We start from the raw sequence: 22,508 nt of genomic DNA, 5'->3' as shown, positions 1-22,508 counted from the left end.
ATGAAAGTCCGCGCTCAGATCGCGATGGTGCTGAACCTCGACAAGTGCATCGGCTGCCACACCTGCTCGGTGACCTGCAAGAACGTCTGGACCAATCGCGAAGGCATGGAATACGCGTGGTTCAACAACGTCGAGACCAAGCCAGGCATCGGCTATCCCAAGCAGTGGGAGAACCAGGACAAGTGGAACGGCGGCTGGCGCCGCCGCAAGGATGGGCGGATCGAGCCGCGGATTGGCTCGAAATGGCGGGTCTTGGCGAAGATCTTCGCCAACCCCGATCTGCCGGAGATCGACGACTATTACGAGCCGTTCGACTTCGACTACGGGCACCTGCAGAAGGCGCCCGAGCTTCAGACCTTCCCCACCGCCCGCCCGCGCTCGAAGATCACCGGCGAGCGGATGGAGAAGATCGAGTGGGGGCCGAACTGGGAGGAGATCCTCGGCGGCGAGTTCTCGAAGCGCAAGCTCGACAAGAACTTCGAGGGCGTCGAGGAGGAAATCTACGGCCAGTTCGAAAGCACCTTCATGATGTATCTGCCGAGGCTGTGCGAGCACTGCCTCAACCCGGCTTGCGTCTCGGCCTGCCCCTCGGGGGCGATCTACAAGCGCGAGGAGGACGGTGTCGTCCTGATCGACCAGGACAAGTGCCGCGGCTGGCGCATGTGCGTCTCGGCCTGTCCCTACAAGAAGATCTACTACAACTGGTCTTCCGGTAAGTCGGAGAAGTGCACGCTCTGCTATCCGCGCCTGGAGGCCGGCATGCCGACGGTGTGTTCCGAGACCTGCGTCGGCCGCATCCGCTATCTCGGCGTGATCCTCTACGACGCCGATCGGATCGAGGCCGCCGCCTCGACCGAGAACGAGCAGGACCTCTACGACGAGCAGCTCGGCATCTTTCTCGACCCGCGCGACCCGGCGGTGATCGAGGCTGCCCGGCGCGAGGGCGTGCCCGAAGCCTGGCTGGAAGCCGCCAGGCGCTCGCCGGTCTACAAGATGGCGATCGAGTGGAAGATCGCCTTCCCGCTCCATCCCGAATACCGGACACTGCCGATGGTCTGGTACGTGCCGCCGCTCTCGCCGATCACCTCGGCGGCGTCGGCCGGCAAGATCGGAATCGACGGCGAGATGCCGGACGTCAAGAGCCTGCGCATTCCGGTCAAGTACCTCGCGAACCTGCTCACCGCCGGCAAGGAGCAGCCGATCGTATCCGGGCTGGAGCGCATGCTCGCGATGCGGGCCTATATGCGGGCCAAGACCATCGACGGTGTCATCGACGAAAAGCTGGCGCGGGACGTCGGCCTGTCCGCCGCGCAGGTCGAGGAGATGTACCGGATCATGGCGATCGCGAATTACGAGGATCGCTTCGTCATCCCGACCAATCATCGTGAGATGGGGATCGAGGACGCCTATGATCTGCGTGGCTCCTGCGGCTTCTCCTTCGGCAATGGCTGCGCCGGCGGCACGAGCGGCGCCAACCTGTTCGGTTCACCCAAGCCGGCCAAGACGCCGATGGAAGTCGGCTGACGCAATCTGCTCGCCCTCGCAGTCCGCCTTCGAGGCGGGCTGCGGATTTCGCCCGAATCCCGTTTGCCGCAGCTCAATGTCGCGCCTTTCGCAAGCCGGTAACGTACCGGCAGCGCTCGGCGAGCGAGCCGCCCGGAGACATCAGATGAAAACCCTCAAGGCCTTCTCCGCCCTGCTGAACTATCCGGGCCGGGATCTGATGGCTGCGATTCCGGAGATCCGTTCCGTGCTGGCCGAAGAGGGCGTCGTCGATCCGGCGTCGCTGGAGCCGCTGCTGCGCATGCTGGAGGAGACGGACGTCTACGATGCGCAGGAGCGCTATGTGATGCTGTTCGACCGGACGCGCTCCCTGTCGCTGCATCTGTTCGAGCATGTCCATGGCGAAAGCCGCGACCGCGGCCAGGCCATGGTCGACCTGAAGAGCATCTACGAGGCTGCCGGCTTCGTCATCGAGGGCACGGAACTGCCGGATTTCGTGCCGCTCTTCCTCGAATACTGCTCGCTGCTGCCGGAGCAGGAGGCGAGGGCGGTGCTGGCCGATCCGGCCCATGTCATGACGGTGCTCGGCGAGCGGCTGCGCAAGCGGGAATCGCCCTATGCTGTCGTGTTCGAGGCGTTAGTCGCGCTCGCGGCGACGAAGCCCGCGCCGGAGGTGTTCGAGGCGATCGTGCCCGAGACGGAGCAGGATCCGAACGACCTGGCTGCGCTGGATGCGGCCTGGGAAGACGAGGAAGTTCGCTTCGGCCCCGGCGCCGGCGCCGATTGCGGCGTCGATAACCTCGCCGCCAAGCTGCGCCAGGCCAAGCGGCCGGCCCCCGGGCTGGGCGCTGCCACCGTGCGGCGGCCCAAGACCCGCTTCACCTATGCGTCACCCCGCGATTGAGGAGCTGCCGTCATGAACGCGACGCTCAACCATATCCTGTTCGGCTGGTATCCCTATTTTGCCCTGACGGTCTTCCTGCTCGGATCGCTGGTGCGTTTCGAGCGTGAGCAATACAGCTGGAAGGCGGATTCGAGCCAGCTCCTGCGCCGCAGGCAGCTCGTCGCCGGCTCCGTCCTGTTCCATGTCGGCGTGCTCGTGATCTTCCTCGGCCATGCCGGCGGGCTTCTGACCCCGATCGCCATCTTCGACGCGCTGGGCATCTCGCACGGCTTCAAGCAGGGGCTGGCGATCGTCGTCGGCGGGCTGGCCGGCGTGATGTGCTTCCTCGGCCTGAGCCTGCTGCTCCACCGCCGCCTGTTCGATCCGCGGATCCGCAAGACATCGTCCTTCTCGGACATCGCGGTGCTGCTGATGCTCTATGCCCAGCTCATTCTCGGCCTTCTCACCATTCCGCTGTCGCTCGGCCATATGGACGGGCATGAGATGGTGAAGTTCATGAACTGGGCCCAGGGGACGCTCACCCTGCAGCCGGGCGCCTCGGCCTATGTGGCTGACGTGCATCCGATCTTCAAGGCGCATCTCCTGCTCGGCATGACGATCTTCCTCGTCTTTCCGTTCACCCGTCTGGTCCACATCTGGTCGGCGCCGGTCTGGTATCTCGGCCGGACGGGCTACCAGATCGTGCGCACCAAGAAGCGGCCCCTTGCCGGCCAGGGCGCGGTTCCCGCCCCGGTCCGTGCAACCCGCCGCTGAACGGCGCATCCGCATCGGCACGCAACCCATCCCGGGATATCCGCCATGTCGTCCTGCTCGGCCCAGCCGGTCACCGCAGCCCCGAAGGCTCCGATCAAGGTCAACGGAGCCGTGATCTCGCGGGCGATGATCTCGCGCGAGGTCCAGAACCACCCGGCCTCGTCGCCTGCCGCCGCCTGGAAGGCCGCGGCCCTGGCGCTGGTCATCCGCGAGGCCCTGAGTCAGGAGGTCGTCCGGCTCGGTATCGAGGCCGAGCCGATGACGGATGGGGAAGGCCGGCGCGAGACCGAGGACGAGGCGCGGATGCGCGCGCTGGTCGAGCGCGACATCAGCGTGCCCGAGCCGACGGAGGAGGAGTGCCGGCGCTATTACGAGCGCAATGCCGGGCGCTTCTGCAGCTCCGATCTCTACGAGGCGTCGCATATCCTGTTTGCGGCACGCGGGGATGACGCGGAGGGCTATGAGCGCGCGCGGCGGCAGGCCGGTGCCGCCATCGCCGAACTGGCGAGCGAGCCCGGTCGCTTCGCCGAGCTCGCCCGCCTGCATTCCGCCTGCCCTTCGGCCGAGCTCGGCGGCAATCTCGGCCAGATCGGACGCGGCCAGACGACGCTGCTGTTCGAGAAGGCCCTGGCGGCGATGGAGCCGGGCACGATCGGCCGCGAGCCCGTGGAGACGCCCTATGGCTTCCACATCATCCGGCTCGACAGGGCCATTGCGGGCCGCCTGCTGCCGTTCGAGCTCGTGCAGGAACGGATCGCGGCCTATCTCGGCGAGGCTGTGCGGCAACGGGCGCAGGCGCAATATGTCGCGCGACTGCTCGGTCGCGCCCGGGTCGAGGGCATCGAGCTGCCGTCGCCGGGCGAGCTCAACGTCCACTGAAAGGCGGTTGCCATGCTGCTCGGAGACATCATCTCCCGCCTCGACGACGAAGCCATGGCGATGCAGACGCTGGTGGGGCTGGGCGATCTCGTGCTGCTGACCCAGGTCGAGACGGCTGCCGCGGCCGAAGGGCTCACGGCCGGTGGCTTCGCCGCCCGCGCCGTCAACCTCTTCTCCAACCAGGCTTCCGACGAGGATTGGGTCTCCCTGATCGGCGTCATGGGCCGGACCACCGATCCCGGCCAGGCCTGCCTGCGCAACATCCTGCACTTTGCCCTTCGTCCGCCGAAGGAAGCGGTTCATGCCTGCGGCCACGGTCACTGAGCTTTCCGCCGAGACCGACGCACTGGCACCGGTCCGCAGCGAGCTGCTGGCGCGCCCGCTCGAGTTCATCGTCGCCGAGCACCATCGCCTGCGCGACCTGTGCCGGCTGCTCGACGGCATCGCCGAAGCGCCCGGCTCCGCGACCATCCCCGCCGACGCCATCCTGCACTGCATCGAGCATGAGCTGCCGCTGCACGTCATCGACGAGGAGGAGGATCTGTTTCCGCTGATCCGCCGGCGCGCCAAGCCGCGCGACGGCGCGGAGCGGCTGCTCGGACTGCTCTCTCGGGAACATGCCGAGGACGACCGGCTCGCCGGGATCATCGCGGGCGGGCTGCGGGCGCGGGGAACGGCGGAGTGGGACGAGGCCGGTTTCCGCGCAGCCCTCGCCAGCTTCTCGCGCCGCCAGCGCCGCCATCTCACAGTGGAGAACGCGGTGCTGATTCCGCTGGCGGAGCTGCTGCTGACGGCGGGAGACCGCGACGGGCTGGCCCGGCGCATGGCGGCCCGGCGCGGCATCGTGCTCAGCGGGCGCGGCCATGGCTGAGGTTTCGATCCAGGCGCTGTTCGACCGCAATGTCGACTGGGCCATCGCCAAGACGCGCCAGGAACCCGGCTACTTCCGCCGTCTTTCCGCCCTGCAGGAGCCGCGGTTCCTGTGGATCGGCTGCTCGGATTCGCGCGTGCCGGCCAATGAGATCGTCGGGCTCGATCCGGGCGAGCTCTTCGTCCATCGCAATATCGCGAACGTCATGCATACCGGCGACCTCAACCTGCTTTCGGTAATCGAGTTCGCAGTCGAGGCGCTCAGGGTCGAGGATATCATTATCTGCGGCCATTACGGCTGCGGCGGCGTGCGCCGGGCGCTCGAGCGCCAGGCCGGTGCGCTGGTCGACCATTGGCTTGCCCCCGTCGTCGACGTCTACGAACGCCAGCGCGAGCGCTTCGATTCCAGCGCCAGCGAGGAGGCGCGTCTCAATCTGCTCTGCGAGCTGAATGTCGAGGCGCAGGTGTCCCGGGTCGCGCGCACCCCGATCGTCAGGGCCGCCTGGGCCGGAAACCGCTCGCTGCGGATCCATGGCTGGATCTATGGCCTGAAAGACGGGTTGGTGCGCGATCTCGGCGTCACCCGCAGCGGCCCGGAAGAGGCGGAGATCGGACCGGTCATGGTCGATCCCACCCCCGTCGATGACTGGTCAGGTCACATCCATGCCAGCGCGATCCGCCTGCTCGGCGGCCATTCCGGCAAAGGTTGCGCTTGTCCGGCGGAAGCCGGCGAAGGGGAACCGCACGAGGCTGCCGAATGAGCTGTTCCCGTCCTGCCGCCTGCGGCTCCCCGCTGATCGATGCCTATCGGCGGCGCGTCACCTATCTGCGGGTCTCGGTGACCGATCGCTGTGATCTGCGCTGCGTCTACTGCATGCCCGAGAAGATGTCCTTCCTGCCTCGGCGCGACCTGCTCTCGCTTGAGGAGCTCGACCGGCTCTGCGCGGCCTTCGTCGAGCGCGGTGTTCGCAAAATCCGCCTCACCGGCGGCGAGCCTCTGGTCCGGCGCGATGTGATCTCGCTGCTGCGCACGCTGTCGCGGCATCTTGCCAGCGGCGCGCTCGACGAGCTGACGCTGACCACCAACGGCACCCTGCTCACCCGCCATGCCGTCGCGCTGGCCGATTGTGGCGTCAGGCGCGTCAATATCTCGCTCGATACGCTCGATCCGGCGCGCTACCGCGCCATCACCCGCTGGGGCGACCTCGGCAAGGTGCTGAACGGCCTCGACGCGGCGCAGGCGGCCGGACTCGCGGTGAAACTGAATGCGGTGGCGCTGAAGGGCGTCAACGAGTACGAGATCGAGAATCTCGTCCGGTTCGCGCATGGACGCGGGATGGACCTGACCCTGATCGAGGTGATGCCTCTCGGCGATGTCGGGGCCTATCGGAGCGACCAGTATCTGCCCATGTCCGACGTCAGGGCTCGCCTGGCGCAGCACTTCACCCTGCACCCCCTGCCCTATCGTTCGGGCGGGCCGGCGCGTTATGTTCGCGTCGCCGAGACCGGTGGCAGGCTCGGCTTTATCACCCCGATGTCGCATTCCTTCTGCGAGAGCTGCAACCGCGTTCGCGTGACCTGCACCGGCATGTTCTACACCTGCCTCGGGCACGAGGAAGGCCGGAACCTGGGCCAGGCCCTTCGAGGTTCGGAAGGCAACGACCAGCCGCATGCCGCCATCGGCGAAGGCATCGCCGACAAGCCGAAGGGACATGATTTCGTGATCGACCGCAGCAATCGGCCGGTCGTGCCGCGGCACATGAGCATGACGGGAGGCTGATGATGGAGACCGGGACGGACGAGGGGCGAATTGGCGTCGTGGCCTATGAGCGCGATCAGAGGCCCGACACCGCGCTTGCGCAAGCCGTGCAGAGGCTGCAGGTCGCCGGACTCACCCCGCGCGGGCTCCTGCAGCACGGAAAGGCCGGTTGCGCCTCGACCTGCGCTACCCTGTTTCTCGACGATATCGGAACAGGGCGGGAGATCCAGATCTTCGAGAACCGTGGCGCGGCGACCCGCGGTTGCCGGCTCGATCCGTCCGGGCTTGCCGTTGCGGCGAGCTGGCTGCGCGAGGCGGTCGAGGCGCGACCGCATGTGCTGTTCGTCAATCGGTTCGGCCAGCGGGAATGCGAGGGCCAGGGCCTGCGCGACGAGATCGGCGCGGCGGTGGTCGCCGGAATTCCGATCGTCATCGCCGTCAGCAAGCTTCTGCTACCACGTTGGCGGGCCTTTGCCGGAGAAGACACAACCATGCTGGCGGCGGATCCGGAACAGATCGAGGGCTGGTGCGCCCGGAGTGCCCAGGCGGCCCGCGCCTGACGCCGCTCGACCGCCGCGCGTCCTTCCGGACGCGGAATCGCGATCCATCTCGTTGTCCTGGCATTGGATTTCTCCGAAAAGTGGATTCCACTTTTCGGTCCTGAGCCTAGACGGCAAACTGCCGCTCGAAGGGATGAAAGGCGAGGCGGTGTCCCGGCTGGGCTTCGGTCAGCGTCTCCGGCAGTTCGACGAAGCCATCGGCGTCCAGCAGCGGACGCAGGCGGGCCGAGTTTCCTGCCAGCAATTCGAGCTCCAGGCCGCCCGGGCCGCCGTGGATGCGGGCCGGAATGAACTCTGTCCTTCCCGGTTTGCGCCGGAGCGCGAGCCGGATCGGCATGGGACAGCCCGGCTGCCTTGTGACCGCGCGCCCCTCCAGCCGGGCGAAGACCGCATTTCCGAGCAGCGACCAGGACACCAGCGCCGCCAGCGGATTGCCGGGCAGGCCGAGATAGGTCGCGGCGCCGATCCGCCCGACGATCGCGGGCTTGCCCGGCTTGAGCGCCATTTTCAGGGTGGCGCCGGTGCCGCCTGCGAGCCTAAGGGCCGTGGCGGAATGGTCCTCCTCGCCGACCGAGGCCCCCCCGGTCGTCACGATGAGGTCGCAGCGCTCGGCGAGGCGCCGCAGGTGATCGGCCAAGGCTGAGGGATCGTCGGGCACGCAGCCTGCGTCGGCCGCGGTGAGGCCCTGTGCGGCCGCCAGCGCCAGCAGCATGGGTCGGTTCGAGTCGAGGGCGCCGGTCGCCGGGACGCAGTCTCCCTGGGCATGGCAAAGCTCATTTCCCGTCGAGAGGATCGCGACACGGACGGGCCGGCGCACCACGAGCCGGTCGATGCCCTGGGCCGCGACGATCGCGACGCCGCGCGCGTTGAGGCGCTGGCCTTCTCGCAGGAGCAGGTCACCCGGAGCGACATCCTCGGCACGGCGACGGATGTTCTCGCCCATCGCGACCGGACGCTCCAGGATGACGAAGGCGCCGTCCCGCTTGGCATGTTCCTGCATGACGACGGCTCCGGCTCCGGCCGGGATCGCAGCTCCGGTGAAAATGCGGGCCGCCGTGCCATCCGCGAGGCTTTCCGCGACGTCGCCCGCCGCGATCCGGCCCTCGATCTTGAGGTGCGTGCCGGCACCGAGATTGCAGGCGGTCGCGACGGCGTAGCCATCCATGGCCGAGAGATCGCGGTCGGGACAGGCGCGTCGGGCGACGACATTCTGCGCAAGGCAGCGACCGACAGCCTGGGCCAGGGCGACGCTCTCGGTTTCCCGAATGACGTTCGCAAAGGCCGCGGCCTGAGCGCAGGCCGTATCGAGGGGCAGGCCCTGAAAGGCCGGGCCGGGCATGGCGGGCTGCGGGTTGAGCGGGATGGTCATGCGGGCCTCTGAGCTGCGAGGCGCTCGAGGATCGAGCTGTCACGCCGGACGATGCAGCGACGATGCGCCGGCTGCGCGATGGCACCCTCGGAGCAGAGGCCTGATCGTGGCAGGGCGAGCGCGGTCTGCATGGGAACTCACGTCTCATCAAATGGTGACGTGCGTGCAGCAATACCCGGCGGCAGTACCGCGCAACATTCAGAGGCTCTCCATAAGGGGAGTTCCTGAGGCCGGTAGCCATGACCACGCCTCCGCGTCAGGCTTCGGCCTCGGGTGCCTCACCCTTCGCGCCCCTGGCTGGACAGGCAGCCAGGGCGCAGCGGATGCAATCAATGAGCGAGCCGTTATCGAGCGGCTTTTCAAGGACCTGACTGAAGCCGGCTTGGAGCGGCCGCCGGCAGATTTCGCCGGTCGCCTTTGCGGCGATCGGGATCGCCGGTAGTTCGACATGTCGCCGCAACAGGCGCTCGATGAGCTCGACGCCGTCGAGAGCGGGCATGGAATAGTCGATAATGAGGCAGCCGCTCGAAGGCAGGTCCTGCTCGGCAAGCTCTGGCGCAGGTCGACGCCGACCTTCTTCGCCAGGCGCACCAGCCGCTCACGGGCCGTGCGCATCAGCTTGGCGTCGGTCGGGAGGGCGATCGCCTTCTCCTACACCGTGGCGTCGACGATGACGCGTGTGAAGTCGGCGGGCCTGGCCAGCTCGGCGACCTCCTGACGCGCGCCGCCGACGTCCAGCTCAAGGAGCGGCGCCGGCTCGTGCTGGTGGCGCGGGAAAGCCCGCTGCATCTGGGCCATCTGCGGGCGATGGCGCAGGTCACCGAATATGGCGCGATCATCGCCCCGCCCGTCCCGGCCTTCTATCTGAAGCCGGCCGACATCGCAGCGATCGTCGACCAGATCGCCTTGCGCGCACTCGGGCTACTCAACCTGGAGCCCGAAAGCGTCGCCTTCAGAGAATGGCAGGTTGGTGGAGCGTAACGGCCAGAGGCCACAGCTTTGCCCCAAGGTTCACCTCATCCGCGCCTTCTCGATCTCCGCTCGCCGGCACGCGACTTCAGCGTCACATCGCCGAGAAGGGGACATGACAGCGATGGCGGCATGAGGGCGACCGTGATGCCGTTCGAGCTAAGCATCGACGGCCGAAATCGTAGTCTTGACGAGCGGCGAACGGGCACTGTCCCTCGTCGTGGCCTCCTAGATTACTGTCATCAACAAGCCGACCGTGGTTCGATGGAATGAACCTCGCGGCGGCTCACAGGCCCTTCCGGCTTCCACCTCGGACAGCTTCGCCTGACTGTTGGGCACCGTACGATGCGGCCTCATCATGCCGGTCAGGATGTGCCCGTTCCCAGCGAGTTCAGCTTCGCGCCGCTGCCGGTCGTCCTTGTCACACTCCTGTTTGACTGCGTCGAGGTGCTTGAAGACAAGATCTTGAAGTTGGCCGCGATCAAGTTTGTCCTTGGCGATTTCGTCAACGACGCGCACCGTGTCTTCACTCATCGCGTTCCCAACGACGTAAATGCCGAGGTCGAACACATCCCGAATCTACCCAACAAGCCGCCCTTGATGGGTCTGCATGGACATGATCCCCAGCAAGCACGCACTCACCATCACGATCCGTGAAACCGTCGAACGGCTCTCCCCCGCCATCGCAGCGGCGAGCCCAGGCCGTCCAAACGCGGCGTAGGTGCGTGTCTGGGAGACCTGGCCGACCCTAGGCCGCATCGGTCGCCACTGCATCGCGTCTGTCTTGTAAGTCCATCGCTCGGTCCATTTTTCAATCACAACCTACCGCGCTGACCCGGCGCAGGAAGGCAATGTTCCGACAAAAATCCGGGGCCGCCCCGGACGCGCCGCTATCGAGCCAGCCACGGCAAGCGCAGGCGTGAGGGCAGGACAAGCAAAGGCGCGCGGCCATGGCGAAAGTGCCGCCAAAGCCGTCCCTGGCCGCTGCTCCAGGATCGACATCCGCCCGCTCGATCATCTCGCGAAACAAGCCCGCCTGCTGCCGTACCCTTTCGAACCTTGGCCATCGCCGCCTGGCCTTTTGCCCTTGTAGCCTTGGATGCATGTCGCGCTCCCAGACAAGAGGAATAGCGAAGAGTAAGCGCAAAATTCCCTCACCTCTTTGTCTCAAAACAAGGACAACCGGCCCCCGGCACGACAATCTTCGTCATAGTTTCGAATGTGATCCTGAAAATGACAGGAGTGGAATCCGTCCGTCATCGGCAGTCTTTTCAACATCTGGCGGCAAATCGCCTCCAGTTGGAACGAACCGGCAGGAGAACTTGCCTTTGACCCGTGAGATAGAATCTGAAACGAAACTGGCTGCGGTTCTCATCGAGGCAGTGACGGGAATCGGCCTGGCATTCGTCGACGAGGCGGGCCGGATCGGAAGCTGGAACGCCGGCGCCGAACAGATCACGGGGTGGAGTAGGGCCGAGTTTCTGGGCGGCGACCTCGCATGCCTCTTCGTCGCCGCGGATCCGGGCGTGACAGCCTCCCTGCTCGCCGCGGCGCAGGAGGCCGGCAGGGCCGAGACGCAGCGCATCTGCCGGCGACGGGACGGGGCCTCGTTCACCGCGCAGCTCTCGATCGCGCCCGTGAAGGCGCAGTCCGGCAGCCCCGGCGGATATGCGTTCGTCCTGCGCGACATCTCCGAACAGCTCCAGGCCGAGGAGGCCCACACCGTCCGCGAGGCGCATCTGCACTCCATCCTCGAAACGATACCCGACGCCATCGTTGTGATCGACGAGGACGGCCGGATCCAGTCCTTCAGCGCGGCAGCGGTCCGGCAGTTCGGCTACGATCGCAGCGAGGTGATCGGCGAGGACGTCAAGATACTGATGCCCAGCCCCTACCGGCATCATCACGACAGCTACATCAAGCGCTATCTCGCCACCGGCGAGCGCAGGATCGTCGGCATCGGGCGGATCGTTGTTGGCCAGCGCAAGGATGGCTCGACCTTCCCGATGGAACTCGCCGTCGGCGAGATGCACTCTGGCGGCCGGCGCTACTTCACCGGCTTCATCCGCGATCTGACGGAACGGCAGAAGACCGAAACCCGCCTGCAGGAGCTGCAGTCCGAGCTCGTCCACATGTCGCGCTTCACGGCGCTGGGCGAGATGGCATCGACGCTGGCCCATGAGATCAACCAGCCGCTGACGGCCATCACGAACTACCTGAAGGGGTGCCGCCGGATTCTCCAGCGCATGGAGGGCAAAACCGCCCGCCTGCTGGAGGACGGCGTCACGAAAGCGGCCGATCAGGCGCTGCGCGCCGGCCAGGTGATCCGGCACCTGCGCGAATTCGTGCAGCGCGGCGAAAGCGAGCGCCGGATCGAGCCTCTCGCCAAGCTGATCGAGGAGGCCAGCGCGCTGGCCATGGTCGGCGCTCGGGAACAGGGTGTTCACATCGCCTATCTCCTCGACCCTCGCGCTGCCTTCACGCTCGCCGACGGCATCCAGGTCCAGCAGGTGTTGCTGAACCTCATCCGCAACGCGATCGAGGCGATGGATGGCGAGGAGCGGCGTGAGCTGGTCGTCGAGACCCGGCGCATCAGCGAGGAGATGCTGGAGATCTCGGTTCGCGATACCGGCACGGGCCTGGCTCCCGAGATCGTCGACCAGCTCTTCCAGCCTTTCGTCACGACCAAGCAGCATGGCATGGGCGTCGGGCTCTCGATCTGCCGCACCATCGTCGAGGCGCATGGCGGAAAGATCTCGGCCGTGTCGGAGCGGGGACGCGGAACCTGCTTCACCTTTTCACTGCGCGCCGTCGATCCGGAGGAGATGGCTCATGCAGGGTGATGCCATCGTCCATATTGTCGATGATGATCTGGCTGTCCGGCAATCGCTCTCTTTCCTGCTGGCTTCCGACGGGTTTCCAGTCAGGCTGCACGAATCCGCCAGCCAGTTTCTCGACAACGTCAGGGAGGCGCCGACGGGCTGCATCATCACCGATGTACGCATGCCGGGGCTCGATGGCATCGAATTCCTCCGCGGCCTTGCCGTGCGCGGCTTCAGCCTTCCCGTGATCGTGATGACCGGCCATGCGGATGTGTCGATCGCCGTCGAGGCGATGAAGGAGGGAGCGGTCGACTTCATCGAGAAGCCCTTCGACGACGAGCGGCTGCTCGCCGCGGTGCGCTCGGCCCTCGACCGGCATCAGCGCAAGACGCAGCGCGAGGCGCAGGGCATCGACATCCTGGTGCGCCTCAAATCGCTGAGCGAGCGCGAGAAGCAGGTGCTCGACCGTCTCGTCGAAGGCAAGGCCAACAAGGTGATCGCGCACGAGCTCGGCATCAGCCCCCGCACGGTCGAGATCTACCGGGCCAATGTCATGACCAAGATGAGGGCTGCAAGCCTGCCCGAGCTCGTTCGCTTTGCCCTGTTGGTCGGCGACAACGCCCCCTGAGGTCGCAACGCACCATCGGGAGCGGCTCGCGTAAGGTGTATTCCTGACTTGGATGCCGCGGCGGGCCGACACAGACTGCCGGCATACCAACCCGGCGCGATCCGAGCCGCGGATCACCCGGAGCAAGGCATGCCATGTCTTCCGAAGGATGCGTGATCATCGTCGATGACGACGATGCCGTCCGGCAGTCGCTGACGTTTTCCCTCGCGCTCGAAGGCTTCCAGGTCAGGGCCTTTCGCAACGGCGAGGAACTGCTCGCCGAAGGGGAGCTGCCGGCGCGCGCCTGCATGGTCATCGACCACTGCATGCCTTCGCTCGACGGGCTGACACTGATCGGTCGCCTCCGGCAGAGCGCCATCGCGCTGCCGGCGATCCTGATCACGGAGAAGGCCAGCGCCGAGATTCATCGTCGGGCGACGCTGTGCGGCTGCCGCGCGGTGCTGGAAAAGCCGCTGGAGGACAATTCGCTGTCGGACTGCATCAGGGACGCGCTGGCGAACGGCGGCAGCGAGGAATTTTGCAGGCAAGGCTGAGGCGGGGATGCCCTCGAATGTCAGGCCTTGACCTCGGCGAGGGCCTTGCGACACCAGTCCTCGATCTCTCCGGCATCGAGCGGCAGCGTGACGAAGACCTCGCCGGCGAAAGCCTGCCATTGCCGCAGATACTGGCGATTGACCGCGATGACGGTCGGGATGCCCGCGGCAACCGCCATCTCGATCTCCTCGCGCAGGCCCCGCCCCTTACCTTTGTGCTTGCCGAAGCGGTTGACGATCCGATGTCAATTACCGCGCGTCGGCTTCCACTCACTTACGGATGTTCCGGAGCGGACAGGTATTGAGGCCAAACACCGAATAAAGCGGGCAAGTTTGGAAAAGACCGGTCAACAGCGGGACGAGCCCGAACAATCCCCACCAGCGCGCTGCACCTTCGACGACAAAGATCAGCGATAGCAGGACCAGCCCAACGACGATTCGCAACAGGCGATCGATCCCCCCGACATTCCTGGTCATGATGCATTCTCCCCTGGCCTGCGGCCGCTTCGAGTTGGATTGCCCTTTTTTGGCAGAGTTTCGTCCCGACAACGCGAGAGACGACGCTCTCGCCCCCAATCTGACATAAGCAGGGGATGGTGGAGCCGAAGACTCCCTCCCGCCGCTTGACCTACCCTACTACCGGCTCGTTGAACTGATCGAAGGCCCGCAAGGCGTCGGCGGCGTACATCAGCGCCGGGCCACCGCCCATATAGACCGACATCGCAGCGATCTCGGCTACTTCCTGCCTCGTCGCACCAAGGCCAACCAATGCCTTGCTGTGGAATCCGATGCAGCCGTCACAACGCTGCGTAATGCCGATCGCGAGAGCCACCAGCTCCTTGGTCTTCCTGTCGAGGGCACCGTCGGCACCGGCTGCCTTCGACAGAGCGTAAAAAGCCTGCATGGCATCGGGTTGCAGCTTCCGGATCTCGCTGGTGTAGGCCGAGATATCCCTGGTGATGGCGCGATAATCCTTGCTCAAAGCCCACTCCTAGCCGGCTCGCTTAACACTTCATGTTTTGATAATATAAGAAGGACATGAAATGTGAAGTAGGCGTCACAATGGATTTGATGCAGATCATGCCTGAGAAGGCCGAAGCCGTAGCCGACTTCCTCAAGGGGTTGGCCAATCCGAGCCGGCTTCTAATTCTCTGCGCGCTGTCCCAGGGCGAAAGGAGCGTCACGGAGCTGATCGCAGCGACCAGCGTACCGCAGACCTCGATGTCCCAGCACCTCGCCAGACTGAAGGCCGAGGGTATCGTCGAATTCCGCCGCGATCACCGGACCCTGTATTATTTCATCGGCCACCCGGTCGTGACTGAGATTATGACGGTGCTCTACGGGCATTTTTGCGCCAGCAAGACCTGAGAAGCCGGCCAGCACTGCCGGCATGTCCTGCTCCGTTGCCGATCAGGCTCGGCAAACACGGCGCATGCGGAGGTCCGATCGGCCCCGACGATGCATCGTCTGCCCGTAGGCCCTACGCAAGACGACCGTCGCGCAGGGTGAATTTCCGGTCGAACCAGTCGAATATCTTCTCGTCGTGGGTGACGACGATGATCGCGGCCTCCTGCTCGACGGCAACCTTTCGGAGCAGGTCCATGACGATTCCCGCGCGTTTCGAATCGAGTGCGGCCGTCGGCTCGTCGGCGAGAATGATACGTGGCCGATTGGCCAGGGCGCGCGCAATGGCAACGCGCTGCGCCTCGCCACCCGATAGCTGGGCGGGCATCGCGTTTCGGCGGTGCCCGACCTCGAGATAATCGAGCAGCTCGACCGCTCGGGCCCGGGCCGCGCCCGCTTCCTCCCCGGCCAGTTGCAGCACGAGAGCCACATTATCGGTCGCGTCGAGAAACGGGATGAGATTGTGGAACTGGAAGATGAAGCCAATATTGTGGAGCCTGAGCTGCCTGAGATTGGGTTTCAGCCATCGCCCCTCGCTCAGCACCGTCTCGCCGTCGAGCGCCATCGAGCCCGAGGACGCATCGAGGATGCAGCCGATGATGTTGAGGAGTGTCGTCTTCCCGGAGCCGGAGGGGCCGAGCAACGCGACGACCTGACGCGGATAGACGTCCAGGCTCACATCGCGAAGTGCGTCCACCCGCGTCTCGCCTTCGCCGAAATGCTTGGAGATGCGCTCACAGCGGACGAGCGGATGATCTGCCATCTCTCAGCTTCCCAATGCCGTCGCGGGATCCACCCGAAGCGCCGCGCGAACCCCGAGCCCGCTCGCCATCAGGCACACGACCACCACGACGAGGCCGAGCGCGAACATGTTGTCGGCTTCGAGGATCACGCGGCGCGGAAAGGAGCCGCTGATGCTCGCGATCAGCATGGCGCCGATGGAAAATCCGATGAGCCCGAGCGCCAGCGCCTGCTGAACGATCATGCCAATGATGGTTCGATCCGGGGCGCCGATCAGCTTCAGGGTGGCGATCTGCTTGGTCTTCTCGATGGTCATCGTGTAGATGATCAGGGCGATGATCACAGCGGATACGACGAGCAAGAGCGACGTGAAGAGCCCGATCTGACGCCTGGCGCGGTCGACCAGAGAGCGGATCAGGATCTGCTCCTGAGCCTCCTGCGTGATCGCAGTCTGGTGTTTCCAGCGGCGGACGGCTTCTGCTACCGCTTCGGGAGAAGCATGGGGCTGCAGCCGCGCGACGACCGCGTTCACAGTGTCGCGGCTTCCTCCGACGACACCGCGTGCCTGCTGGATGCGTACTGCCGGCGGGGCAAGGTCGAACTGCAGCTTCTGCGCATCCGCCAGGGTGATGTACACGGCCGGATCGCCGCCGGAGCTGACCTGGTGGCGCGTCAATCCCACGACAGAAAACGTGTTCCGGCCGACGCGGAGGCGATCGCCGAGCGCGAGGCCGGTGCTTTGATCGGCCACCATCTCATAATGGCTGCGGGCGATCCCCCGTCCGGCAAGAATCTCCGGCGGCCCTCCCGGCCGCGTCGGCTCGTAGCCGATGACATAGAGCCTGAGCTTGGCGCCCATATGCTCAGTTTCGACGGTCTGATAGGTGATGCCGCCAGCCGACTCCACGCCGGCGATGCGCGCGACGGCCTCGCGGACGTCGCCGGGAATGCGCGAGGCTTCGGCGAAGGGGCCACGCGTGCTGGCCTCGACGATCCACAGATCGACGGCGGGAGCCCGGGCGATGGTCAGCGCATCGACGACAAGTCCGCGATAGATGCCGATCATGGCCAGCACGACACCGAGCAGAAGTCCGAGCCCGATGCAGGTCAGGATGAAGCGCCCGAAGCCGTGCCTTATGTCGCGATAGGCGAGGTTCACGGCCCCTTGCCCTCGCTGACCTGCGCACGGCGCCCGACCCGCAAGTCCGGCGTGACCCGCATTATCACGCGCGCGCGCTCGGGCACCCCGCCGACGATCTCGAGGCGGGAATCTTCCGTGCGATGCCGGAACCTGACGAGCCGGCGGTTCAGCCGGCCATCCTCGAGCGTCCAGACCGTGCCTTCGTGGCCGTTGTAGCCATGGACGGCTGCCTCTGGAATCAGAAGCGCCTCGGCGAGGGTGGCAGCGGTGATCAGGAACTCGACCTGCTCTCCCAGGAAAACGCGGGCGGGCGGGTTGTCGCCCCTGATGAAGATGCGTCGCTCCTCCGTGCTGCGATCGCTTTCAAGCCCGATGCGGAGCACCTTGCCGGTGAAGACGTCCTGCGGGCGGGAACGCAAGCGGGCCTGGACCCGCTGGCCTTCCGCTATGAAGCCGGCACGCGCCTCGTCGACATAGGCGAGACCCCAGTAGCTGTCGTTTGCGATCAGCGTGAAGATCGGATCGCCGGCCTTGACGACCGTGCCCAGTTCTTTGTGCCGTTCAATGACGATCGCGTCGTAGGGAGCCGTCAATGTCCGGTGGCCCAGCAGTGTTTCTTCGAACTGGACTTGCGCCCGGGCATCCGCCAGTTGCGCCCTGCTGCTCGCGACCTCGCTTTCGGTAACGGTAACATCCGCCTTGGCAACGGCCTCGTCCCGGGCGGACTCTTCGGCCGACTGCTCCGATACGACGCTACGTCCGGCGAGCTCCTGCCTACGCCGGTTGGCAACCTGCCTTTGCGCGAGAACGGCGCGCGCCTTCTCCAGATTCGCCTCCGCCCGCTCGATGTTGACTTCGGCGATCTGGAGCGCGGCGCGTGCCTTTGCCGCCTTGGCCTCCTGCTCGCCGAGGCTGAGCCGGGCCAAGACCTGCCCCTTGCGGACATGGTCGCCGTGATCCGCATGGAGTTCCACTAGCGCAGCTCCAGCCTCGAAGCCGACTTTGGACATCACGCGGGCCTCGACCGTGCCCAGTCCGAATACACGGACCGGAACATCACGCTCGGGCATGAGTGCTTCAACTTCGACCGGACGATTGCTGTAGACGACGCCGGCGCCCAAAAGCACACTGACGACCGCGACGCCCGCAAGGGCACGCCGGACGGCTCGGCGGCCGAAGATGCCTGTCCGCTTCGGCTTCGTCGCGTTCAGACCGCCGACGATACCCGGCTGGCTGGATGGCGCATCCATGTCGTTCAGGCTCCGTAGCGATCATGCGCGCCGCATGGCGGCCGTTCAGGTGAGCCAGGGCACGATGACGTCGTGGCCGAGGCGGCGGCGGCGACGCCTGCTGCCGGGCTAGCGCACATCTCCCGGGTTGGCCTCCTTGCGGCCAACAACCAGTTATCGCTACTCACGACGGTCATTGCGTATCCCCCCGACATCAATGAATATTTGATTCAGGATGTTGTACATTGACGGAGCGCAACGATCCCCGTCGTGGATCGCGATCCGAAACGCACGGCGGAACTGCACTCTCGTTGTCAGCGCGTAACATGGCCGGCACCAGTAAGTAGGCCATCTGCGAGCAAGACACCTACCGTCCAGCGCCGGATGGTTTCGCCCTCGCGCACAGAAACAGCGCGCGGAGGTGGTGCGGTCCTGCAAGCTCGGCCCGGTTCCCGGGGCGGAGAACCATCAGCGCAGTTGCCCCGACGTCTATGTCCGCGCGGCTTCGCGCCACCACGGTGGCGAGACCGGCGACGTCGTCTGGGTGCCGCGCGGCGCGGGTCCATCGTGTATGATAGGCGGCGGCCTTCTCACGCATGGCGAGCTTGGCGTTGATACCGTCGCAATCCTGGGTAACATCCGAGATGCGGATGTTGGCGCAACGGCTTGCAACGCTTGCGGCGTCAGCAAAAAAACTCATAGGGCAGTTGATCTCAGAAGATGAATTCGTCCAGCGCCGCGTCCGGCTGATGCGGCTGAGGTTGCGCCGCCTCCTGATAGATGCCGCATTCTGCCATGATCGTCCGGTGAATCGTGCGCTCCGCCGCCATGGTGTAGCTCGACCAGACATGCTCCTGCAGGATGTCCCGCACGCACCCGAACGCATCCGCGTCCGGCCCAGGCTCCTGCGCAGCGGAACGGGCGAGTTGATCGGCCGCCGACGCGATCAGGTCGCCCGTAGCGCCGACATTCGAGAATGAGAGCCGCGCCTGCGCAATCACCGCGCAGAAGCCGTCGCTTTCCTGGGCCAGCCAGTCGAGCGTGGCGCCGAGCCGCTCTCCGGTCCCGCGTATAGAGGCGAGTGAGCTACGCATCGCCCGCTCGAGCGCCGCGAAGCGGGCCGCATCGAGCCTGTCGCAGCGCTTGAATTCACCTGAAACGGCCTGCATCCGATCGAAGATCGGCGTCAGGCGGCGCGTGTCTGCCGCGATCGCATCGGCAGCCTGCTTCAGCTCCTGGGCGATGACGACCAGGCTGCGGCCGCCCCCGCCGATGCGCGCGGCGCGCAGTCCCGCGTTCATGCCGATCAGGACGATGTCGGACACGGCTTTCGATAGGATCGGGACGGTTCGCTGGCACGTGTCGAGCACGCCCGACAGCGCATCGGTGACCTGATCGACGCCGGCTCGCGCGGTATCGCATTTGCCGAGCAATTCGGAAGCCTCCGCCAATTCGGCCTCGAGATTTCCGAGGAAGGAGACGGGTTCTGTGCCCTGCCCGCCATAGAATGCGCACATGAGATCGATCAGCTTCGTCGTATCCCCGGCGAGCAACGCCAGCGCGGTCTCGATCGTATCGGCATCCCCGGTGAGGGTGGCCGCAATGTCGCGAAGCTGGCCGGATTGGAGCCGGTGCAGGACGAAGCGGCAGGCTCGCTTCGCCTCATCGCCGAGCCCGGCGCCCGGACCCGTCCCCTCGGCGATCGCGTCCACGAGCCGCAACCCCGCGATCGCGTGCTCCAGCCGTTGCCGTATGCTGTCCCCCGACTGCAGTGCGACGATCGCACCTCCGGTCGCCATCGCGATCCTGCCGGAATGGGCCGCGGCATCGCTCGTCAGTGCCGCACTCTTCTGCTGGCGAACCGCTACCGCGGCGAGGGTCAGTTCGAGCTTTTCTGCCAGGACCGACAGAGCGCATCCGTAGCGCCGCTCGAAATCGCGCTGCATCCCGAGAGCGGAGCGCAGCAGCGCGCTCAGCCTGTCATGATCGCGGGCGCAAGCCTCGACGGTGCGTTGCGCCTCGGTCGTCAAAGTCAGGATCTCGCCGGTGAACGCGCCGAAGTCACTCCCGGTCGATGCGATGGAGACCGCTTCGATGCGCGCACCGCGGGTCAGGATCATGATCAGCCGCATTTGCCTGATCAGGCGTTCCAGCGCCTGCGAGACGACGGCGTCGTGCGTCGCCAGGTCCTGCAACTTGCCGATTTCCCCCGAGAGGTTCTGGCCGAGCCGGCGAAGGTCCGAAGCCAATCCGCCGAGCGTCGCCCGTGCGCGCCCGAAGTCCTCGCCGGTCAGCTCGCGCGATAGCGTCGAGAAGCGCTCCTTCAGGCTGTCGAACAGGGGCAGGCCCGCGCCGAGCCGCTCGCCCGCCTCGGCAAAGGTGCTGTCGATCTGTCGCGCACCGGTCTCGAGAGTGTCGGTCAGCACTGATGTTGGGTGATCGCTGCAACTCATCGCGGATCCACCCCCTCACGCACCAGGCGCGGCTCCGCCGCGGAATTGCCGACCGCCTGCGGCCAGGCCATGATCTCATGCGGAACCCGCGCAAGGCGGACGATGCGCTGGGCCGCGCCGAGTTCGATCGCTTCCTTCGGCATGCCGAAGACGACGCAGCTATCCTCGTCCTGCGCCAGGGTACAGGCCCCGGCCTTGCGCATCTCGAGCAGGCCGCGGGCCCCATCATCGCCCATGCCGGTCATGATCAGGCCGAGCGCGTTGGCGCCGGCATATTGGGCCGCCGAGCGGAACAGCACGTCGACCGAGGGACGGTGGCGCGAGACATGCGGGCCATCCTTGATCGCAACCCGATACTGACTACCCGAGCGCTGCAGCAGCATGTGGCGGTTTCCCGGCGCGATCAGCACGCGGCCGGTCCTGAGTTCATCGCCGTCTTCGGCTTCCTTGACCTCGACGGCGCAGATGCCGTCCAGCCGGCGCGCGAAGGCCGCAGTGAACTTTTCGGGCATGTGCTGCACCACGGCGATACCCGGGCAGGTCGTCGGGAGCGCGGTGAGCACTTCCCGCAAGGTCTCGGTGCCCCCGGTCGAGATGCCGATGCAGACGATGCGGTCCGTCTCGCCGCGAGCGCGGCCGGGCACGGGTGGCGGCATGATCACATCGGCCGTCAGCTTCTTCTCGATCGGCGGGCGCGCCAGCCTGGGCCGCAGCCGCGCCTGGGCCGCCGCCCTGACCGAGTGCCGCAGACGGTCGGCCGTCTCGATCAGGGCGTTGCGCGTGTCGATACGAGGCTTCGGCAGCACGTCGACCGCACCGGCCTCCAGGGCGTCGAACAGCGCTCGCGATCCGGCTTCCGTCAAGGTCGAGCAGATGATTACGGGTATCGGCCGTTGGGCCATGATCTTGCGCAGGAAGGTCAGCCCGTCCATCCCCGGCATCTCGATGTCGAGGATCATGACATCGGGCAGTTCGCTCTGCAGGCGGCGCACCGCTGCCGGGACGTCGGCCGCCGTTCCCATCACCTCGATGCCGGGGTCGTCGTTCAGGATCGCGCTGAGAACCTGCCGCACCGAGGCGGAATCGTCGACGATGAGCGCGCGGATCGGCTGGCTGGTCACGCTGCTGACCTCCTGAGCGCTGCCGGACAGGCCTGGTACACGGTCGGGACGACCTGCTGGATACCGGGAATGCCGCTGCCGGCCATGGATTCCGAGTGGCCGAGCATCAAGTATCCGCCGGGACGCAGATGCGATACCAGCCGCCGGATCACCGCTTTCTGGGTAGGGCCGTCGAAATAGATCAGGACGTTGCGGCAGAAGATGACGTCGATGTCCCGGTCGAACGGATAGCTCTCGTCCATCAGGTTCAGACGCTCGAAACGGACCTTGCGGCGCAGCTCCGGCGCGACCCTGACGAGGTCCTGCCGCGGATCCTTCGATCTCATGAGGTAACGTTGCTGCATCGCCGTCGGCACCGGGGCGACGAAGGCGCTCGGATAGATCGCCATGTCGGCTTCGCGCAGTACCTCCGTCGAGATGTCGGTCCCCAGGATCGAGAAGCGCATCGGCGCCCCGGCATTGGCGAGGTCTTGCAGCACCATTGCGGCCGTGTAGGCCTCGGCGCCCGTCGAGCTGGCCGCGCTCCAGATCTTCAGGCTCGCGGGGCGCGTGTCCTTGCGCTGCTGCAGCTGCGGTACCGCGACATTGCGCAGGAATTCGAAATGGCTCGGCTCCCGAAAGAAATCGGTCTTGTTGGTAGTGACGCAGTCGATCAGGTGGACGAGCTCGTCATCGAGTCCGCCCTGTTCGAACAGATGAGCGCCATAGTGCGACACGTTCGACAATCCGAGGGCACGGGCGCGCTTGCGCAGCCGCCCCTCGACCATGGTGCGCTTGGCCGCCGGCAGCTTGATGCCGACGCGGCTCTCGATGATCGCGGCGATGGCCGAGAAATGCCTGTCGGCCAGATGGTCCGCGGCGTCCGACATC

At 66.0% G+C, this 22,508-nt stretch carries 27 protein-coding genes and 2 pseudogenes; 15 read left to right on the top strand and 14 right to left on the bottom strand.

Annotation, left to right across the window (positions count from 1 at the left end):
* The 9 genes and pseudogenes from narH (at position 1) to ACODTJ_RS00455 (ending at position 7,228) form a co-directional block, all read left to right on the top strand.
* Positions 1–1,524, top strand: a complete 1,524-nt coding sequence (gene narH, locus ACODTJ_RS00495; RefSeq protein ID WP_454658203.1) for a nitrate reductase subunit beta — start codon at positions 1–3, stop codon at positions 1,522–1,524.
* 145 nt (positions 1,525–1,669) lie between these two features.
* Entirely contained in the window at positions 1,670–2,407 is a 738-nt protein-coding gene (gene narJ / locus ACODTJ_RS00490; protein ID WP_454658204.1) for a nitrate reductase molybdenum cofactor assembly chaperone, read from the top strand.
* A 12-nt stretch (positions 2,408–2,419) separates the two neighbouring features.
* Complete coding sequence (narI, locus tag ACODTJ_RS00485; protein ID WP_454658205.1) at positions 2,420–3,160, top strand: respiratory nitrate reductase subunit gamma; 741 nt, start codon at positions 2,420–2,422, stop codon at positions 3,158–3,160.
* 45 nt (positions 3,161–3,205) lie between these two features.
* Entirely contained in the window at positions 3,206–4,039 is an 834-nt protein-coding gene (locus ACODTJ_RS00480; RefSeq protein ID WP_454658206.1) for a peptidylprolyl isomerase, read from the top strand.
* A gap of 12 nt (positions 4,040–4,051) precedes the next feature.
* The gene (locus tag ACODTJ_RS00475) at positions 4,052–4,363 is read left to right on the top strand and encodes a hypothetical protein (RefSeq protein WP_454658207.1); all 312 of its coding nucleotides are present in this window, start codon (positions 4,052–4,054) and stop codon (positions 4,361–4,363) included.
* Entirely contained in the window at positions 4,341–4,910 is a 570-nt protein-coding gene (locus ACODTJ_RS00470) for a hemerythrin domain-containing protein (protein WP_454658208.1), read from the top strand. Before ACODTJ_RS00475 ends, ACODTJ_RS00470 begins: the two co-directional genes overlap by 23 nt.
* Positions 4,903–5,487 (top strand): annotated as a pseudogene (locus tag ACODTJ_RS00465) (carbonic anhydrase); the annotation flags it as partial. The gene ACODTJ_RS00470 and the pseudogene ACODTJ_RS00465, both read left to right, overlap by 8 nt.
* A gap of 179 nt (positions 5,488–5,666) precedes the next feature.
* Complete coding sequence (gene moaA / locus ACODTJ_RS00460) at positions 5,667–6,689, top strand: GTP 3',8-cyclase MoaA (RefSeq protein WP_454658209.1); 1,023 nt, start codon at positions 5,667–5,669, stop codon at positions 6,687–6,689.
* Positions 6,689–7,228 (top strand): DUF2478 domain-containing protein, encoded by a 540-nt coding sequence (locus ACODTJ_RS00455; protein WP_488847296.1) that lies wholly within the window; start codon positions 6,689–6,691, stop codon positions 7,226–7,228. Before moaA ends, ACODTJ_RS00455 begins: the two co-directional genes overlap by 1 nt.
* Before the next feature lie 106 nt (positions 7,229–7,334).
* Here ACODTJ_RS00455 and ACODTJ_RS00450 read toward each other — a convergent pair whose 3' ends face one another.
* From ACODTJ_RS00450 to ACODTJ_RS00440, 3 genes and pseudogenes are all read right to left on the bottom strand, one after another.
* Positions 7,335–8,597, bottom strand: a complete 1,263-nt coding sequence (locus ACODTJ_RS00450) for a molybdopterin molybdotransferase MoeA (protein WP_454658211.1) — start codon at positions 8,595–8,597, stop codon at positions 7,335–7,337.
* A 256-nt stretch (positions 8,598–8,853) separates the two neighbouring features.
* Positions 8,854–9,096, bottom strand: coding sequence for a response regulator (locus ACODTJ_RS00445; RefSeq protein WP_454658212.1), 243 nt, complete (start codon positions 9,094–9,096; stop codon positions 8,854–8,856).
* Between the two features lie 50 nt (positions 9,097–9,146).
* A pseudogene (locus ACODTJ_RS00440) lies at positions 9,147–9,290 on the bottom strand (IS5/IS1182 family transposase); the annotation flags it as partial.
* A gap of 66 nt (positions 9,291–9,356) precedes the next feature.
* On the opposite strand from ACODTJ_RS00440, the gene ACODTJ_RS00435 reads away from it, so the two are divergent.
* Complete coding sequence (locus ACODTJ_RS00435) at positions 9,357–9,578, top strand: hypothetical protein (RefSeq protein WP_488847292.1); 222 nt, start codon at positions 9,357–9,359, stop codon at positions 9,576–9,578.
* 216 nt (positions 9,579–9,794) lie between these two features.
* Here the strand turns inward: ACODTJ_RS00435 and ACODTJ_RS00430 are convergent, their stop codons facing one another.
* Together ACODTJ_RS00430 and ACODTJ_RS00425 are read right to left on the bottom strand one after the other, a co-directional pair.
* On the bottom strand, positions 9,795–10,136 hold the full coding sequence (locus tag ACODTJ_RS00430) for a hypothetical protein (protein ID WP_454658213.1): 342 nt from the start codon (positions 10,134–10,136) through the stop codon (positions 9,795–9,797).
* Positions 10,137–10,377: 241 nt separating this feature from the next.
* Positions 10,378–10,671, bottom strand: coding sequence for a DUF6455 family protein (locus tag ACODTJ_RS00425; RefSeq protein ID WP_454658214.1), 294 nt, complete (start codon positions 10,669–10,671; stop codon positions 10,378–10,380).
* A gap of 223 nt (positions 10,672–10,894) precedes the next feature.
* Here ACODTJ_RS00425 and ACODTJ_RS00420 point away from each other — a divergent pair, with 223 nt between their 5' ends.
* The 3 genes from ACODTJ_RS00420 to ACODTJ_RS00410 all read left to right on the top strand — a co-directional run bounded on the left by ACODTJ_RS00420 (position 10,895) and on the right by ACODTJ_RS00410 (position 13,549).
* A complete protein-coding gene (locus ACODTJ_RS00420; protein WP_454658215.1) occupies positions 10,895–12,409 on the top strand; it encodes a PAS domain-containing sensor histidine kinase in 1,515 nt (504 codons plus the stop codon).
* Positions 12,399–13,016: a response regulator FixJ gene (gene fixJ / locus ACODTJ_RS00415; protein WP_454658216.1), complete on the top strand. Its 618-nt coding sequence runs from the start codon at positions 12,399–12,401 to the stop codon at positions 13,014–13,016. The genes ACODTJ_RS00420 and fixJ overlap by 11 nt, the downstream gene beginning before the upstream one ends.
* Positions 13,017–13,150: 134 nt before the next feature.
* Entirely contained in the window at positions 13,151–13,549 is a 399-nt protein-coding gene (locus ACODTJ_RS00410; protein ID WP_488847286.1) for a response regulator transcription factor, read from the top strand.
* A gap of 20 nt (positions 13,550–13,569) precedes the next feature.
* Here ACODTJ_RS00410 and ACODTJ_RS00405 read toward each other — a convergent pair whose 3' ends face one another.
* The 3 genes from ACODTJ_RS00405 to ACODTJ_RS00395 form a co-directional block, all read right to left on the bottom strand.
* A complete protein-coding gene (locus ACODTJ_RS00405) occupies positions 13,570–13,788 on the bottom strand; it encodes a DUF2478 domain-containing protein (protein ID WP_454659047.1) in 219 nt (72 codons plus the stop codon).
* 31 nt (positions 13,789–13,819) lie between these two features.
* Positions 13,820–14,026, bottom strand: a complete 207-nt coding sequence (locus ACODTJ_RS00400) for a YgaP family membrane protein (protein ID WP_454658218.1) — start codon at positions 14,024–14,026, stop codon at positions 13,820–13,822.
* Positions 14,027–14,177: 151 nt separating this feature from the next.
* Positions 14,178–14,531, bottom strand: coding sequence for a carboxymuconolactone decarboxylase family protein (locus ACODTJ_RS00395; protein ID WP_454658219.1), 354 nt, complete (start codon positions 14,529–14,531; stop codon positions 14,178–14,180).
* An 89-nt stretch (positions 14,532–14,620) separates the two neighbouring features.
* On the opposite strand from ACODTJ_RS00395, the gene ACODTJ_RS00390 reads away from it, so the two are divergent.
* Positions 14,621–14,917 (top strand): ArsR/SmtB family transcription factor, encoded by a 297-nt coding sequence (locus tag ACODTJ_RS00390; RefSeq protein ID WP_488847283.1) that lies wholly within the window; start codon positions 14,621–14,623, stop codon positions 14,915–14,917.
* 112 nt (positions 14,918–15,029) lie between these two features.
* Here ACODTJ_RS00390 and ACODTJ_RS00385 read toward each other — a convergent pair whose 3' ends face one another.
* Genes ACODTJ_RS00385 through ACODTJ_RS00375 form a run of 3 tightly spaced genes read right to left on the bottom strand, consistent with a single transcriptional unit; the run spans position 15,030 to position 17,962 of the window.
* A complete protein-coding gene (locus tag ACODTJ_RS00385) occupies positions 15,030–15,716 on the bottom strand; it encodes an ABC transporter ATP-binding protein (RefSeq protein WP_454658221.1) in 687 nt (228 codons plus the stop codon).
* Positions 15,717–15,719: 3 nt separating this feature from the next.
* Positions 15,720–16,853 (bottom strand): ABC transporter permease, encoded by a 1,134-nt coding sequence (locus ACODTJ_RS00380; RefSeq protein WP_454658222.1) that lies wholly within the window; start codon positions 16,851–16,853, stop codon positions 15,720–15,722.
* Complete coding sequence (locus ACODTJ_RS00375) at positions 16,850–17,962, bottom strand: efflux RND transporter periplasmic adaptor subunit (RefSeq protein ID WP_488847279.1); 1,113 nt, start codon at positions 17,960–17,962, stop codon at positions 16,850–16,852. Before ACODTJ_RS00375 ends, ACODTJ_RS00380 begins: the two co-directional genes overlap by 4 nt.
* Positions 17,963–18,157: 195 nt before the next feature.
* Here ACODTJ_RS00375 and ACODTJ_RS00370 point away from each other — a divergent pair, with 195 nt between their 5' ends.
* On the top strand, positions 18,158–18,313 hold the full coding sequence (locus ACODTJ_RS00370) for a hypothetical protein (protein WP_488847278.1): 156 nt from the start codon (positions 18,158–18,160) through the stop codon (positions 18,311–18,313).
* Positions 18,314–18,777: 464 nt separating this feature from the next.
* On the opposite strand, the gene ACODTJ_RS00365 is transcribed toward ACODTJ_RS00370, so the two are convergent.
* From ACODTJ_RS00365 to ACODTJ_RS00355, 3 genes are read right to left on the bottom strand one after another with little or no spacing between them, the layout of a single operon-like run.
* Entirely contained in the window at positions 18,778–20,517 is a 1,740-nt protein-coding gene (locus tag ACODTJ_RS00365; RefSeq protein ID WP_488847277.1) for a hypothetical protein, read from the bottom strand.
* Positions 20,514–21,638 (bottom strand): protein-glutamate methylesterase/protein-glutamine glutaminase, encoded by a 1,125-nt coding sequence (locus tag ACODTJ_RS00360; RefSeq protein WP_488847275.1) that lies wholly within the window; start codon positions 21,636–21,638, stop codon positions 20,514–20,516. The genes ACODTJ_RS00365 and ACODTJ_RS00360 overlap by 4 nt, the downstream gene beginning before the upstream one ends.
* The gene (locus ACODTJ_RS00355) at positions 21,635–22,507 is read right to left on the bottom strand and encodes a CheR family methyltransferase (RefSeq protein WP_454658226.1); all 873 of its coding nucleotides are present in this window, start codon (positions 22,505–22,507) and stop codon (positions 21,635–21,637) included. Before ACODTJ_RS00355 ends, ACODTJ_RS00360 begins: the two co-directional genes overlap by 4 nt.
* Between the last annotated feature and the right edge of the window lies 1 nt (position 22,508).

This window comes from Allobosea sp. FG18, from assembly GCF_057809495.1.
Note: the sequence above shows the minus strand (reverse complement) of the source record. Positions and strands in the feature narration are given on the sequence as shown.

Bases quoted from the DNA above. Each gene is read 5' to 3' on its own strand.
- narH (WP_454658203.1), top strand. From the start codon at position 1: ATGAAAGTCCGCGCTCAGATCGCGATGGTGCTGAACCTCGACAAGTGC.
- narJ (WP_454658204.1), top strand. From the start codon at position 1,670: ATGAAAACCCTCAAGGCCTTCTCCGCCCTGCTGAACTATCCGGGCCGG.
- narI (WP_454658205.1), top strand. From the start codon at position 2,420: ATGAACGCGACGCTCAACCATATCCTGTTCGGCTGGTATCCCTATTTT.
- ACODTJ_RS00480 (WP_454658206.1), top strand. From the start codon at position 3,206: ATGTCGTCCTGCTCGGCCCAGCCGGTCACCGCAGCCCCGAAGGCTCCG.
- ACODTJ_RS00475 (WP_454658207.1), top strand. From the start codon at position 4,052: ATGCTGCTCGGAGACATCATCTCCCGCCTCGACGACGAAGCCATGGCG.
- ACODTJ_RS00470 (WP_454658208.1), top strand. From the start codon at position 4,341: ATGCCTGCGGCCACGGTCACTGAGCTTTCCGCCGAGACCGACGCACTG.
- moaA (WP_454658209.1), top strand. From the start codon at position 5,667: ATGAGCTGTTCCCGTCCTGCCGCCTGCGGCTCCCCGCTGATCGATGCC.
- ACODTJ_RS00455 (WP_488847296.1), top strand. From the start codon at position 6,689: ATGATGGAGACCGGGACGGACGAGGGGCGAATTGGCGTCGTGGCCTAT.
- ACODTJ_RS00450 (WP_454658211.1), bottom strand. From the start codon at position 8,597: ATGACCATCCCGCTCAACCCGCAGCCCGCCATGCCCGGCCCGGCCTTT.
- ACODTJ_RS00445 (WP_454658212.1), bottom strand. From the start codon at position 9,096: ATGCCCGCTCTCGACGGCGTCGAGCTCATCGAGCGCCTGTTGCGGCGA.
- ACODTJ_RS00425 (WP_454658214.1), bottom strand. From the start codon at position 10,671: ATGCATCCAAGGCTACAAGGGCAAAAGGCCAGGCGGCGATGGCCAAGG.
- fixJ (WP_454658216.1), top strand. From the start codon at position 12,399: ATGCAGGGTGATGCCATCGTCCATATTGTCGATGATGATCTGGCTGTC.
- ACODTJ_RS00410 (WP_488847286.1), top strand. From the start codon at position 13,151: ATGTCTTCCGAAGGATGCGTGATCATCGTCGATGACGACGATGCCGTC.
- ACODTJ_RS00400 (WP_454658218.1), bottom strand. From the start codon at position 14,026: ATGACCAGGAATGTCGGGGGGATCGATCGCCTGTTGCGAATCGTCGTT.
- ACODTJ_RS00390 (WP_488847283.1), top strand. From the start codon at position 14,621: ATGCAGATCATGCCTGAGAAGGCCGAAGCCGTAGCCGACTTCCTCAAG.
- ACODTJ_RS00385 (WP_454658221.1), bottom strand. From the start codon at position 15,716: ATGGCAGATCATCCGCTCGTCCGCTGTGAGCGCATCTCCAAGCATTTC.
- ACODTJ_RS00365 (WP_488847277.1), bottom strand. From the start codon at position 20,517: ATGAGTTGCAGCGATCACCCAACATCAGTGCTGACCGACACTCTCGAG.
- ACODTJ_RS00355 (WP_454658226.1), bottom strand. From the start codon at position 22,507: ATGTCGGACGCCGCGGACCATCTGGCCGACAGGCATTTCTCGGCCATC.